Source organism: Pseudophaeobacter sp. 1A16562 (assembly GCF_041008785.1).
Classification (GTDB): Bacteria; Pseudomonadota; Alphaproteobacteria; order Rhodobacterales; family Rhodobacteraceae; genus Phycobacter; species Phycobacter gallaeciensis_A.
The window spans coordinates 1-13,722 of sequence record NZ_JAXGFT010000016.1; the positions used below are offsets into that span (position 1 = coordinate 1).

At 54.9% G+C, this 13,722-nt stretch carries 9 protein-coding genes and 4 pseudogenes; 1 reads left to right on the forward strand and 12 read right to left on the reverse strand.

Annotated features, from left to right (window positions below; genetic code table 11):
* Positions 1 to 73: pseudogene (locus SM764_RS22595) on the reverse strand (IS6 family transposase); the annotation flags it as partial.
* Between the two features lie 284 nt (positions 74 to 357).
* The gene (locus SM764_RS18770) at positions 358 to 1,182 is read right to left on the reverse strand and encodes a universal stress protein (protein WP_254696747.1); all 825 of its coding nucleotides are present in this window, start codon (positions 1,180 to 1,182) and stop codon (positions 358 to 360) included.
* Positions 1,183 to 1,474: 292 nt separating this feature from the next.
* Between SM764_RS18770 and SM764_RS18775 the strand changes: the two are divergent.
* Positions 1,475 to 1,579 (forward strand): annotated as a pseudogene (locus tag SM764_RS18775) (transposase); the annotation flags it as partial.
* Between the two features lie 34 nt (positions 1,580 to 1,613).
* Here the strand turns inward: SM764_RS18775 and SM764_RS18780 are convergent.
* The 10 genes and pseudogenes from SM764_RS18780 to SM764_RS18825 form a co-directional block, all read right to left on the reverse strand.
* Positions 1,614 to 2,714 (reverse strand): annotated as a pseudogene (locus tag SM764_RS18780) (IS3 family transposase).
* A gap of 184 nt (positions 2,715 to 2,898) precedes the next feature.
* Positions 2,899 to 3,834 carry a DMT family transporter gene (locus SM764_RS18785; RefSeq protein WP_027246166.1) on the reverse strand — a complete coding sequence of 312 codons (936 nt, stop codon included), beginning with the start codon at positions 3,832 to 3,834 and terminating at the stop codon, positions 2,899 to 2,901.
* A 27-nt stretch (positions 3,835 to 3,861) separates the two neighbouring features.
* Complete coding sequence (locus SM764_RS18790) at positions 3,862 to 4,302, reverse strand: hypothetical protein (protein ID WP_008335528.1); 441 nt, start codon at positions 4,300 to 4,302, stop codon at positions 3,862 to 3,864.
* A gap of 14 nt (positions 4,303 to 4,316) precedes the next feature.
* Positions 4,317 to 5,309 (reverse strand): ABC transporter substrate-binding protein, encoded by a 993-nt coding sequence (locus SM764_RS18795; RefSeq protein WP_027246167.1) that lies wholly within the window; start codon positions 5,307 to 5,309, stop codon positions 4,317 to 4,319.
* Between the two features lie 11 nt (positions 5,310 to 5,320).
* Positions 5,321 to 6,493: a Gfo/Idh/MocA family protein gene (locus SM764_RS18800; RefSeq protein WP_027246168.1), complete on the reverse strand. Its 1,173-nt coding sequence runs from the start codon at positions 6,491 to 6,493 to the stop codon at positions 5,321 to 5,323.
* Positions 6,483 to 7,421: a PDR/VanB family oxidoreductase gene (locus SM764_RS18805; RefSeq protein ID WP_027246169.1), complete on the reverse strand. Its 939-nt coding sequence runs from the start codon at positions 7,419 to 7,421 to the stop codon at positions 6,483 to 6,485. Before SM764_RS18805 ends, SM764_RS18800 begins: the two co-directional genes overlap by 11 nt.
* Positions 7,422 to 7,522: 101 nt before the next feature.
* Positions 7,523 to 8,707, reverse strand: a pseudogene (locus SM764_RS18810) (alpha-hydroxy acid oxidase).
* 118 nt (positions 8,708 to 8,825) lie between these two features.
* On the reverse strand, positions 8,826 to 10,106 hold the full coding sequence (locus tag SM764_RS18815; RefSeq protein WP_008335543.1) for a Rieske 2Fe-2S domain-containing protein: 1,281 nt from the start codon (positions 10,104 to 10,106) through the stop codon (positions 8,826 to 8,828).
* Between the two features lie 482 nt (positions 10,107 to 10,588).
* On the reverse strand, positions 10,589 to 12,433 hold the full coding sequence (locus SM764_RS18820; protein ID WP_008335545.1) for a TRAP transporter permease: 1,845 nt from the start codon (positions 12,431 to 12,433) through the stop codon (positions 10,589 to 10,591).
* 210 nt (positions 12,434 to 12,643) lie between these two features.
* Positions 12,644 to 13,633, reverse strand: coding sequence for a TAXI family TRAP transporter solute-binding subunit (locus SM764_RS18825; protein WP_008335546.1), 990 nt, complete (start codon positions 13,631 to 13,633; stop codon positions 12,644 to 12,646).
* Between the last annotated feature and the right edge of the window lie 89 nt (positions 13,634 to 13,722).

Here is a 13,722-nt window from a genome sequence, read left to right on the forward strand (position 1 = left end):
AGACGGCATAGGAGATGATCTCGCGGGGAAAACGAAAGCCCTTCAGGCGTCGAATTGTCGGCACGGTTTTCATGATGACCGCCTATCCCGACGGAACCCCGTGATCAACTTGGCAATGCCCTATGATTGCCTGCGGAGCCCACAGATTGCGCAGTAGGCGATCATAGCCGGGTTTCAGGTCCCTACAGTGGTTTTGCACAAACTACACCGCAAGGCAGACCGACCATGGCCGGTAACAGTATTGCACAGGCCGAGCCCGTTTTGGCGGTGATTGATATTGCCATGCCCCGCCACGAAGTTTTGACAACTATTCCCGGCAGGAAGCGACACCAATCCTCAACATACCTCGCCAGGGTACTAGTGAGACATAAAAACCGGAACTTTACTGGTCCTCGTTACCTCATGCGTGACACCACCAAAAAGGTCTTGAGAGAACTTGCTATGTTCGTACGCCCCCATCACGATTAACTTTGCGTCCAGTTCTCTGGCCGTCTCTTGAATAACCTCGGCGATACCGCCCTTGCTTTTTGGACGGGTAACATGCTCTGCGTCGACATTATGACGCTTCAGATGCGTCAAGATATCCGCCCCCTCCGGCATTTTCGGAAAGCTAGACCCAACACTTAGTATTGTCACCCGACGCGGCTTTTCCTCGAGGATCGTCATTGCATCGTTGAGCGCCCGGGCCGCAGAACGCTTTCCGTCCCATGCGACAAGTGCATGCGATGCAAGCTGATCCGTAGAATATCCATTCGGAACCACAAGAACGGGTCGGCCGCTCTGCAATGACATCATATCCGGGCTGACGGCCCGAAACTCATCTGTTGGCAGGTTGGAATGATAGCCGGTAACGACAAAATCGAAATTTCGCGCCAGCTCTGGCAAGTTGATTTTGCCAATCTCATTCGGCATAATAAAGCGGGACCGCTCTGCAAGGCCTGCCTCGGCAGCCGCCTGTTGGAACAGATCACGTGCTGCTGCAATTTTCTCGTTTCTTGCACTGCCAAGCTTGTCGAGAAGATCTTCTGTCAAACCAAGAACATGCTCGAAATACGAGGATGCGTTCCCATAGACACAAGTCAGCCATGCATCGTGCTTTGCGGCGATTTTTGCCGCGTGCTTAACGCTGCTTGGGAAGCCTGCGCTACCGGAATGTGCAATAAGGATGTTCTTGATGCTCATTTTATCCTCACAATTCGAACTTCATAGGCAAACTAGCAATCACAATCTTAGAAGTCTATGATTTTATGAGGAACAGTACACGCCCTGCATCCCGACAAAGAAAAGACTGGGCAAGCAAGCTGCCCAGTCCCCTGGTGATACAAGCCCTACATTCCGCTTCATGAGGAGTGCAGGATGCTTGATCACCCTTTCTTGTTCGCTTCAATCTCGTCGAGGAACGGAATGTCTGACCTGAGACCCGTTTCCTCCTCCGTTTTGAGGTAGAATCCGTCCCAACGAAGGAGACGGAAGAATGAAGCGATCACGGTTCAACGAAGAACAGATCATCGCGATCCTGAAGAAGCAGGAGAGCGACATTTCGAAGGCGGTTGTGTGCCGAGAGCATGGGATCAGTTCATGATCAGCCCCACCTGCGTGGTCCGGTTTGATTGTTAGTGCATGACCGGTCTCGGGTCCATCAGAGCGATGGTTTCCGGGGCGGGTGGGCGATATCAAGGCACTATGTGGTCGTTTGGTATTGTAGTGTTTCCTCCATTGCTCGATCAGGATTTCCGCTTCCCGAAAGCCGTAGAAGACTTCTCCCGTGAGCAGTTCATCGCGGAACCTGGCATTGAAGCTTTCGCAGTAGCCGTTCTCCCAAGGTGACCCGGGCGCGATGTAGGCAGTCTTGGCGTCGGCGGCCCTGATCCAATCCTGAACGGCCTGAGCCACGAACCCCGGGCCGTTGTCAGACCGGATGTAAGACGGCACACCCCGCATGATGAACAGGTCGCTCAAGGCATCGATCACGTCATCCGAGTTCAGCTTGCGCTTCACCTTGATCGCTAGGCATTCCCGGCTATGCTCGTCCAGGATGTTGAGCGTCCGGCAGTGGACAAAGTCATAGCTCCAGACGTGGTTGCGATACTCAGGGCGCAGCCGGACACGGGATCCGTCATTCAGCCAGAGCCGTCCCTTCTTCGGTTGCTTCATTGGCACCTACAGCCCCTCTCGCCGCCATACGCGCTCGACCCGCTTGTCGTTCGCCTCCCAGCCCGCATGTCTCAGAAAAGCGGCGATCCGACGATAGCCGTAGCGGCCATACTGCCGCGCCAGTTCGATCATGTCCGCGACCAGACGCTCCTCATCGGCACGGCCATGCGGCACTTTCCTCTGTGTGGATCGGTGCTGCCCCAGGACACGGCAGGCGCGTCTCTCTGACAGATGGAACCGGGTGCGGACGTGATCGATGCAGGCACGGCAGCGAGCGGGGCTCAGAAGTTTTCCTTTGGCGCCTCCGCCAGGATCAGCTTGTCCAACGTCAGATCCGAGACGGGTTTTCTCAACCGTTCGTTCTCTTTCTGGAGGCGCTTCAGTTCCCTGAGCCGGTCGGTTCCCATACCCCCGTACTGCTTGCGCCAGCGATAATAAGTCTGCTCTGTAATGCGAACCTTGCGGATCGCATCCACCCGGGACATGCCTTGCCCGACAAGCACTTCAACCTGCCGCAGCTTCGTGACATTCTCTTCCGGCTTGTGTCTCTTCGTAGCCATTCTGATCCTCCATTTTCCTAAACATAACGGCGGACCACTTCAGTGTGCGAGGATCAATGCAGGCGGCCCGCCTTGCAACAAATCAAGCATCCCAGGGATTTGACGAAGACGAACTTACCGTCTTCTTTGCGGCGATGGACAAGCTGATCAGCAACCTTTCACATAGCTGACCGTCCCTCGGCGTTCACTCAAGCGTCGGAGCAATCGCAAGGATGATGACCCCCGTCGCAGCCAGAGCAGCCGCAATGTAGAACCTGGGGCCAGGCCGTCTTTCGGTTTTGAAGATATGCCCAGCAAGCCAGGCTGCAAAGAACATCTCGATAGATGACATGATGGCAACGACGGTCACACTGGTGAACATCAACGAGAAAAACAGTGCGACTTGTCCGATTGTCATCGCACCACCAGCCAGCAATTGCCACCCGCTTGGCTTATGCAACCTCCATGAAAGCCCTACCCGGCCACGCAATCGAAAAAGCCCCCACCCAACGAACCATACCAATCCCGTCAACGCACCAATGAACACCCCGGCCAGCGGATCAGGCAAGGTCTGCATCGCGAGTTTGCGCGCTACGAAGGAGCCACCATAACCCGCAGCAGAGCCAAGCGCCAAAACCCGACCCTTGGTCCTGTCCTGTGGCGAAGGTTCCGTAGAGACCAGGGTCGATACCGCCTTGGCGGACTTGCGAGTCATCATGATCAACACGCCACCTGTCACCAGAATAAACGCAATCACAATAGAAGTCGTAATCACCTCTCCAAGCAGGAGAAATGCGAAAATCGCTGCAAAAACAGGAATCAGACGCCGGATGAAGCCTGTCTCGATCGCGCCAGCCAGCTCCACCGACCGAAACAACGTCAGGCGGCCAACCACATTCCCCAGAACACCCGCCAGCACAAAATAGGCCACCCCGATCAGTACGGGCTGGCTAACAGAAGGCAGCTCTGGCCCCCAAACCAGCCAAAGGGCACCGGAAACGAAACCTGTCATCAACACTGACAGCAGAACATCATTCCCGCGCCCTTGGGCGGATTGAGAGCTTTTGGCAATTGCGACCGAGCTAAGCGCATAACAAAACGCACCAAACGCGGCCATCAGACCACCAAAGCCAGCAGTCATTGGTCTAATCGGGCAACAAGAGCGGCGCTATTCATCCGCGACAAGCTGATCCAGGAAGCGTTCTGCCGACATGATTTCACGCATGGGCAGCTTTTCCTGCTGCTGCATAAGCTCTGTCGTGTATGTCAGCCCCTTGCCATCCCAGAACCACCAGTAAATGATCTCGCCCTTCTTATCCCGAATGGGCATTCTGAAAATTGGGAACTCCCTTTCAGCACGGGGAATTTCAACCGTACCCACCCGGGCGTGTTTCAGCCCGAGCTTTTTCAGAACACCACTCAAAGGCACCATCGCGATGGGCGAGGCCTCGCGTGCCAGAACGGTTACAGCTTCGGGCCGTTTCTGGAATGGGCCTTTCAAGAACTTCACGACCGGGGGATAGCTGGGATGCGTATGCGTAAGCTGCACATAAGCCAAACCAGCAGATGTTTCGATCTCAACAATGTCGCCAGGTTGATAATCTTCCATTCTCGGCATTCCTCTTACAGGCTATAGGCTTCCAGGGTCGACGGATGGAACAGCTCTTCGATCTCCACACGGCGCGGCGACAAGCCCTGGCTTACGTGGTAGTCCAAAAACTTGTTGAGCACATGCGCATTTCCACTGACGCCATAGCTCCAAGGGTCATCCCCCATCAGCGCGTGGACACGGTTGAGATTGTCCTCCACGAAGGGCATCGTCACCTTGGTGGCAGATGTGTCCGAAAGGGCCTCTTCGGCCAACCGTTTTGACTGCGTAAATGCCTTGAGCAATGCCGCGGGCAAGAACGGGTATTCTTCTGCCAGGCTCCGGCGTACGCCCAGTACGTGCATGATCGGGAAGATTTTGGTTTTCTCGAAGTAATATTCCGCCGCTGTAATGCTGTCTGCGAACAGTCGCCCAACATGCGGATGACGTTCAGCAAAGCAACGCGGCCAGCGCGGCCCGATAAAGCCATCAATTTCACCCGCTTCAAGCATGCTGTTCAGCGTGCTACCTTCTGGGGCTTCCTCCATACGAATGTCATCGGGCAACTGAACCTTGATTTTTTCAGGCCGGCCGGGTGTGTCCATGCCGCCGCGCACCCAGATGATATCCGAGGGCTTAACGCCATATTCCTCTTCCAGGATACCACGCACCCAAACGTTAGCTGAAAGCTGATATTCGGCGATACCGATACGTTTGCCCTTCAGGTCTTCTGGTTTGTTAATCCCTTTGTCCGTGCGGATATAGACAGAGGTGTGACGGAACGCACGGCTCAGGAAGACCGGGATTGCCACATAATGCGGATTCCCTCGGGCAACCGAAATCGAATAGGACGACAGCGAGATCTCGCTGATATCGAAAGCCTCGTGGCGGAACGCGCGAAAGAACATTTCTTCCGGCGACAACAGCATCGGAACCGGGTCTACTCCGTCGATCTGAACACGCCCATCCACGATTGCCCGTGTGCGGTCATAGTTACCCATTGCAAGGGAAAGTTTGAGATTGCTCATCCTGTCGGCTCCTAGTGATTTGTTTTACATTGCCGCTGAAGATCGACCGCTTGTCCGGTCTCTGCGGATTGCAAGATCGCGTGGCAAACCTCCAGGCTTGCCAGCCCCCATTCCCCTGTTTGGTCGGGGGCCTTGTTATGACGCACGGCATCCACCAGCGCATCCAGAACGGTTCTGCGTGGTGCCGGTCCGAATTTGGCTTCGATAAAGCCGCGTTCGGTGTCACCGAACACTTCTATCCCATCCGGGGTCAGTCGCAGATCGGCACGGTCACAAAGCGCGATCACCGGACCGAAATGTTCGTTATGTTCAGCCTCAATCGTCGTGCCGCTGCCGAATGTTCGTGTAGTTTTCAGCCGGACCTCGTCATCAGGGTTGAGATCCAGCAAAGCACGCCTTGCTCCACCGTAAGCCCCTTCTGATTTACGCTGTCCAAGCTCTCCGACATTGTTCATCCAGATATCACTGTCGAAATGCGCATAGCCCGAGTACGTCATGTTCGCGACACACCCCCCGGCAAAATTCATCAGTGCAGTGAATGCGCCCTCGGTCGGGCGCTTGGGATCCCATGCGCCCGTCATGGCATAAATTTTTTCGGCCATGCCGCCGGCAAGCCTGCGAACCACATCAATCTGGTGGATCGCCTGACTGAACAGCACGCCCCCACCCTCTTCGGTTCGCAGCTCTTCCGGGCGACGCGGACGATAGAGGAAGTCCGTATAGTTAAAGGCCTGGATCATGCGCAACTGACCGAACTTTCCGCTGGAAATAAGTTGCGTGGCCAATTCAACCGGCGGGTCGAAACTGTGACTCGGCCCAACTATCAAATGCACCCCAGCCTCCTTGGCTGCGGACACCATTACTTCGGCATCCTCCATCGAAACGGCCAACGGCTTTTCGACAAGGATATGTTTGCCCGCGCGCGCCGCAGCTAACACATGATCCACATGCATCTGGTGCGGCGTCGCAATGTAAATGGCCTCAACGTCAGGGTCTGCGCACAATTCCTCGACGGTGGCATACCCTGTGCCACCGTACTCTTTTTCGAATGCGTCGCGGCTTTCCTCCCTTGGGGCGGCGGCAGCCGTCAGCTTCACACGGGTGTCGGCATCAAACGAAGGCACCATGAGCATGAAAGCACGCCCAAGCCCCGCCACGCCAAGACGAACGGGATCAGAGGTCAAGAACCAGCCTCCCGGATTTGGCGCGCGAAACGCAAATCATGATCTGGCTGCCTTTTTCTTCTTCCATCAGCACCATATCACGATGATCTGCCTCGCCTTCCAGTAGGCGGGTTTTACAAGTACCGCACGTGCCACTTTCGCAAGAACTGCTTGTTGCGAAGCCAGCATCACGCAGTGCTTCGAGGATAGAACGATCCTCAGGAACAGTAACCGTTTGGCCGCTTTTCTTCAGCTCGACTTCGAAAGCAACGTCATCCTGACGAACCACATCAACAGGCTTGAAATCCTCGAAGTGGACACGGCCTTCGGGCCAGTGACCCGAGAAAGCTTTGATTTCTTCCATCAGCGGTTTGGGTCCGCAGCAGAAGACATGGGTCGCGCGCGGCGTCACCAGATCGTCCCAGAAATCATAGACAGCGTTCGGATCGCCGTCATCGTGGTGCACGATGATCCGGCCTTCGAAATCTTTCATCAGCTCATCAAGATAGGCCGATTCTTCCGCGCTCCGGCTTACGTAAATGATCCGAAGCATCTTACCTTTCTTATCCAGATAACGCGCCATCGAATAGATTGGCGTGATACCGATACCGCCGGCAATCAAGAGGTATTTCTGCACATCCGTCAGCGGGAAATCGTTTTCCGGGTGCTCGATATTCAACTCTGTCCCGACAACAGCTTGCTCATGCATGGAGGCAGACCCCCCGCGCGACTGCGGCTCTCGCTTGATGGCGACCACATATTCTTTTGGGTCGCTCCCATCATTTACCAGAGAGTATCGGCGCATAGCACCCGATGGTGTCTCGATCGTGATATGTGCACCTGGGTTGAACTCTGGCAGGGACTCGCCGCCAACCGGAGCCAAAGTGAATTCTGCAATAGTAGGTGTCAGATCGCGCCGTTTTTCGACGCGCATTTTGATCTGCTCCATGGGGTCCTCCCGTCCGTTCGCTTCCGAAATATAATTAGATAGCTAAGTTCAAGATGTCAACTGGACGCACCGCCCAGCCACGCGCTAATTGTGTCTAGAAATCACATATTTGGCCCTAAACGGTCTTCTCGTCCGCCAATATCCTTGGCCGACATGACAACCCCTGCTTCAGACAGGTCCGAAACGCCATGACATCCCGTAAAAATCATGGTCCTGCGCATCTCGTCTTCGAGAATCGAAAGCGCGCTGGAAACCCCCGCACGCCCCCGCGCCGCCAGGCCGTAAAGAGGTGCCCTGCCCAGCAGCACAGCGTCCGCCCCCAACGCAAGCGCCTTGACGATATCACTGCCGCGCCGAACACCACCATCAAGCAAAACTGTCATATGTTGGTCCAAGACGGACACAATCTCTGAAAGAATTTCAATCGTCGCCGGAGCTCCATCAAGCTGCCTGCCACCGTGGTTGGAAACAACCACCCCATCAGCGCCTTCGCGTTGTGCGGCCATTGCATCCTCAGCACACATGATCCCCTTAATCACAAGTGGCTCCTGCCACAGCTTCCGAAGACGCCTTACATCGTCCCAGGAAAAATTCGGGTTTCGTTGCGCCCGCGTAAATTCGGCAAGCGCCTTGTCGCTGACATCATCCCCCTAAAAGGCCGCCAGATTTTGCAGTCGCGGCCTATGTTGGCTCAGCCATACGGATTTGAACCATCTCGGATGCAACAATCCGTCCAATACGACAGAGGGGCTCATGCGGATTTCATGCGCGAAACCATGCCGCAAATCCCTCTCTCTTTTGCCACCCACCAACGAGTCGACAGTGATTACAAGAACACTGTAGCCCGCAGCCGACGCCCGTTCGATCAATGCATTGGAAAATGCTTCTTTGCCCCATGGGTACAGCTGAAACCAAAGTGGCCAATTATTTTTCTACGCGATTTCTTCCATAGTCGTGTTTGACGCTGTCGAAACCGTAAATGCGACCCCGGCCTGCTTTGCTGCGGCTGCAAGGTGCAAGTCCCCTTCTGGCCAATAAAGCCCGTTCAGGCCGGTTGGTCCGATTTGGAAAGGCGCCGCATACTTCTGACCGAACAGCGTGACAGAGAGATCGACATCCCCACCCTTGAGAATACGTGGCTTGAGTCGGATATCATCAAATGCGCTACGGTTCCTGTGCAGCGTGATTTCGCTCTCGGCACCACCATCCAGAAAATCAAATACCACACGGGGCAAACTCCGCCTGGCTCGGGTGCGAAAATCTTCGATGTTTACTTCTTGCCGCATCCGGCCTCCTGCCTCCTGCCAATTTCAACATGGCCACCAACCATGCTCAGGGCCAGAATCAAAATCCGCCCAAGGTCTATGCGGCCCCGGGCGGATCTGTTTGCAAACGTCGGACCGGTTATTCAGCTGCGGCTGTTTTGCCCGAAGTATTCAGCAAGGTGCGCCAATCCACATCTTTCGGATAAACGCCTTCATGAGAGTTGATCATGCTTTGCGGGATTTCATAATCGGTGCCGATTGCTTTGCCACCCTCTGCCACTTTCTTGGCGGCATCCGCCATCAAGCGACGGAACTCGACGATAGCCAGGTCCGAAGCACCAAGCACATCGGTATGGCGCTGAACGCGCGCGCCCATCGACACCCACATGGCGATATCTTGGTTCGGAATACCTTTGATCCCAGTGAAGTTACCTTCTTTCATGGCATCACGGTCTTGCAAGAAGTCGTTCTCGACAGTCCGCAGGCAGCGCCACTTGTCGTCAACATCCACTCCTGGAACAGCATGGGTAAACTTGCGCCATTCTTCGGTCGACGGCACATTCGGGCCATCCCAAGCGATGAAGTGGAACGCGGTCTCTTCATCATTGATCGGCACGATAACGGCCGCCACACGATAGTTGTTGTTCGGTGGGATCAACGAATAGTAGGGCGCAACAAATTCGGTCACACGGATATAGTTATGGGTCGCCGCGTTTTTGATCGGCGTACGGATTGCAGCATAGTGGAACCCGTAGCTGGTTGTCTCTGTCTGCATACGCGGAGACTTGTCCGTCGAGGGACGGTACCAGGATTTTTCATCGGCAGCAGCACCTTCCACGCGGGCCGGAACCATGTCCGACGAGTGCAGCGAGGACGAGTGGGCACTGTCGATCTGACCTTCGTGGATCTGCGCCCAGTTTGCGGGAATGCGGATTTTAAGGATAGCGATCGCCGAATCCTCGCGCGGGGCAAACGCCGGCGGCTGGAATTCAGGCATATCTTCTTTGTCACCCAGCCAGGCCCAAACGAAACCACCCCATTCTTTCACAGGATAAGAGCGATGCTTCACCTTATCCATAAGGGGGCTACCTTCGGGTTCGGAAGACATGGCAACGACATTGCCATCAACATCCATTTTCCACCCGTGATACAGACACCGCAGCCCGCATTCTTCGTTCCGGCCATAGACCAGCGATGCCTTGCGGTGCGGGCAAAGTTCATCAAGCAGGCCAAGACGCCCTTTGGTGTCGCGGAACGCTACATAGCTTTCCCCGAGCACCTCAACACGAAGCGGCTTGCCGTCGGGCTCTTCCACTTCTTCAATCAGGCATACAGGGGTCCAGTGCTGACGCATAAGACGTGCCATCGGTGCATCACCGGTCACGCGCGTCAGCAGTTCATTTTCTTCAGGTGTAAGCATTGAATCTCCTCCACAGGTCGCCGCATCAGAATTTGCGAAATTTTATTGGGAAACGCCATTATTCTTAGCTCTCTAAGTTTAGTCTGTCAATGGTCAGAGCGATATTCCCTTCACCTCACAAGTAAGAAAAACCCACGTAAATAAAACTACTTATGGGTTTGCGAGCAATTGGTATTATTCCGCGCATGATCGGGCCTTGTGTTCATACAGATCTGCTCTGCCGGTTCCTCTCTGGTTGTTCTATGGCCTCGGGATTCGTACACCCCGCTTGCGCAGCTCCCTGCATCGATCAGAATCACCGAAGTGTATTTTGATCAATAACCTCTTGGGCAAAAAAGCCCGCAGACAGTCATCCGAACAGACCGCGATTGGAACCAAAGACGCGGCCTGAAACTTTTCCGTCTCTCAGTCAAAACGGCAAGTAGCCGCCAAACCTGGCGGCCACTTTGGATTCGCATTCAGCACATTACACGTGGCTGACGTTACCCGCTTGCGGGGACTTCTTCCTTCAACAAGGCCTGTCGTCCAACCAGAGCGATGATAAGCAAGGTACACACAATTGAGACCGCGAAGTACGGGCTAACCGCGCCAATTGCAAAAATCGTCAGGAGACCTCGCTCCAACGAGCTGAGCTGGGTTTTGATAAAGCCTTCCATTGACGCCGAGACTGCAAGAGCACCAGCAACGGCACCAATAACAGCAAGCGTATTTGCCAACGGACCAAGCTCAAGAACGATGCCGGGGTTCCAGACAAAAGCGAACGGCAGAAGGAAGCCAACAATTGCAAGCCGCACAGCCGAGAATGCGATCTTGAATGGATCGTCATCAGCAATCGCAGACGCTGCGATTGCAGCCACAGCGATTGGCGGCGTCAGAGCAGACAGGATTGCATAGTAGAGCAGGAACATCTGGCTCGGCAGCAGAGGGAAACCCAGCTTGGAAAGAGCGGGGCCGACAAGCACAGCCGCCAGAATATACGCACTCGGAGTCGGCATACCCAAGCCCAGCACAATGGTCACCACAGCAGCAATCACTAGCGTCAACAGCGGCTGCGCATTACTGACCGTCAGGATCACGTTAGCCGATTTCATCCCCAATCCTGTCATAGACAGGCCACCAATAACCAGACCAGCAGCAGCACATGCCCCAGCGACAGGCAAAATTTGCAGGGTGGTTGTGCCAAGGCCTTCCACCATTGCCCACAACGACATCCGCGTTTGCTTGAGGATCATCGACGCAAGGATTGTCACCAGAACACCGACACCTGCGGTGAAGGTCGGCGAATAGCCAAGTATCAGCGCCACAATGATCCCGATAATGGGCAGCAAGAAAACCCAGCCGGTTCTGAACGTTTCCTTCGTCGTCGGGATTTCATCCTGAGAAGGCCGCAGATCGTATTTCACTGCGCGGAAGTGCACCTGGGTAAACACGCCCATATAGTACAGCAACGCAGGAATAAGCGCGGCAAGCACGATCGCATTGTACGAGATACCCGAATACTCTGCCATGATGAAGGCAGCCGAACCCATAATCGGCGGCATGGCACTGCCCCCCGTGGACGCCGCAACTTCAACCGCACCCGCAAACCGGGCCTTATAGCCCAAGCGCTTCATCACCGGGATCGTGATGGACCCCGTGGCCACAACATCCGAGGTTGGGCTACCAGACATGGTTCCATACAGACCCGACGAAATGATGGCGATCTTTGCAGGGCCGCCTCGTGCGCCCCCGGTGACCAGAGCCGCCAGGTTGAAAAAGAAGTCCCCTCCCCCAGCCTTGGCAAGGAAAGTCCCGAACATCACGAACAGGAAGACGTAACTTGCCACAACCTGAAGCGGGACACCGAACAACCCATCTGTGGTGAAGATCAGAATATCGAGCAGATAGCTGAACTCGCTGACGCGATGCCCGAACGGCGGCGGCAGAAGATAGCCAAAAAGGTTGTAAATCAGGAACAGCATCACAACGCCTGTCAGCCCCAAGCCAGTTGTCCGGCGCGTGGCTTCGATGGTCAGGAACAGCAGTGACGACCCAAAGAACAACTGATCCGTCGTGAACTGGTCCAGCAGGCTGATACGGTCCGAAATCTCGCCAGAGCTTACATAGAAGTAAATCCCGCAGGCCAAGCTGAGCGCAGACAACATCCAGTCATAAAATGGAATGCTATCTGGCGCTTTCGCGGTTGCACCAATCGCCAAGAAGAGAATCGTGAAAATCCCGGATACGAACAGGATCCCCTGAATGAGCGGGTCTGCGATAATGAACAGATTAGAGTGAATCACCCATGCCGCGAACGCCGCGGCCAGAACCATGACGACGGTCCGCATGGGTGGCTCTAGCTTCCGACGGCGTCCAGTTTCGGTAAGAGAAGGGAAATTCATGCTGGCACCATTTCCATGTTTGTGAGGTTTGGTCAGCTTTGAGTGCGCAAAATCATCCTACTGCCCGTGATCAGCACGGCCAGAGCACGACAGAGGCACTCTTGCAAACGAATCCGGTGCGCTTTGGTCAGCGCACCGGCATTGTTTTCCGAAGGCTTACTTGAGAAGCCCCAGCTCCATGTAGGCGCGCTTCGCGCCCGGGTGGAACGGCAGCGTTCTCTGCGAAACCAGCAACTCAGTTGAGAGCTGTTTCATTGCGTTATGAACGCCGCGGATTTCATCAATGTTCGAGGCAATGCTCTTGGCCAGCATGTAACCGGTTTCTTCGGGCAAGGCATCAGAGGTGATTACCATCGCGCCAAGTGCCAGCGTGATAACATCGGAAGTCTGGTTCTTATAGTTTCCGGCGGGAATGACGTAGGTCCCGGTGCCAAAACGCTCATTGGTCTTTTCGATGATATCCTGAGGCACGCTCAGCAGAACAACGTCGTTGCCTTCATCAACCTTGCGGAACGACGAGTGCCCAACGAAGATACCGTTGATCACCATATCCGTACGGCCATCGCTGATCAGGTCTGCCTGCTGGGACGAACCGCCACGCACCAGAACGCCGCCATTCGCTTCAATCGTTCCTTCGTCATAGCCTGCTTCTTCCAGCATGAAAGTGGCAATATTGGCCACGATGTTACCTGCGTTGTTGTTCGCCACACGGATTGCAGCGCCCGACTTCGCCAAGTCGTCGATGCTGTCGATGTTATACTCTTCGGCAAGAGACTTCTTGATGAAGAAATGCATCGGGGCCCAGTTGTACATGTACCCGATTGCCTGAAGGTTCTCGATGGGCGCCTTGAACGGCTCATCACCCGCTAGCGCCAGCTTGATTTCTGCATCATGGGCCAGACCCAGATCGGTCCGGTTTGCACCCAGCAGACCGATATTTGCGAAACCGCCACCAGTGGCCTGGTAGGTCACGACACCGCTTGCATCGTCAACCTTCACAGCCCGGTCGATCCCTGCGCCCAGCAGCGACCAAAGACCTGACGGACTCCCCCCGGACAACGTGACGTTGACGCTGTCCGCCATGACGCCGGTCCCGATAACGGAGATGCTCAGCGCCGCAACGGCAGCCTTGATTTGCTTTTTCATGGTTTCCTCCCTGTCATATTATCATAGATTTCTAAATTTAGATATCTATCTTATAGATCATTATTAAAAACCGAACTTTGCGTCAACCA

Excerpts from the sequence above, each read along its gene's own strand:
- SM764_RS18815 (WP_008335543.1), bottom strand. The coding sequence starts at position 10,106 with ATGCTTACACCTGAAGAAAATGAACTGCTGACGCGCGTGACCGGTGAT.
- SM764_RS18795 (WP_027246167.1), bottom strand. The coding sequence starts at position 5,309 with ATGAGCAATCTCAAACTTTCCCTTGCAATGGGTAACTATGACCGCACA.
- SM764_RS18805 (WP_027246169.1), bottom strand. The coding sequence starts at position 7,421 with ATGGAGCAGATCAAAATGCGCGTCGAAAAACGGCGCGATCTGACACCT.
- SM764_RS18820 (WP_008335545.1), bottom strand. The coding sequence starts at position 12,433 with ATGCGGACCGTCGTCATGGTTCTGGCCGCGGCGTTCGCGGCATGGGTG.
- SM764_RS18785 (WP_027246166.1), bottom strand. The coding sequence starts at position 3,834 with ATGACTGCTGGCTTTGGTGGTCTGATGGCCGCGTTTGGTGCGTTTTGT.
- SM764_RS18770 (WP_254696747.1), bottom strand. The coding sequence starts at position 1,182 with ATGAGCATCAAGAACATCCTTATTGCACATTCCGGTAGCGCAGGCTTC.
- SM764_RS18825 (WP_008335546.1), bottom strand. The coding sequence starts at position 13,633 with ATGAAAAAGCAAATCAAGGCTGCCGTTGCGGCGCTGAGCATCTCCGTT.
- SM764_RS18790 (WP_008335528.1), bottom strand. The coding sequence starts at position 4,302 with ATGGAAGATTATCAACCTGGCGACATTGTTGAGATCGAAACATCTGCT.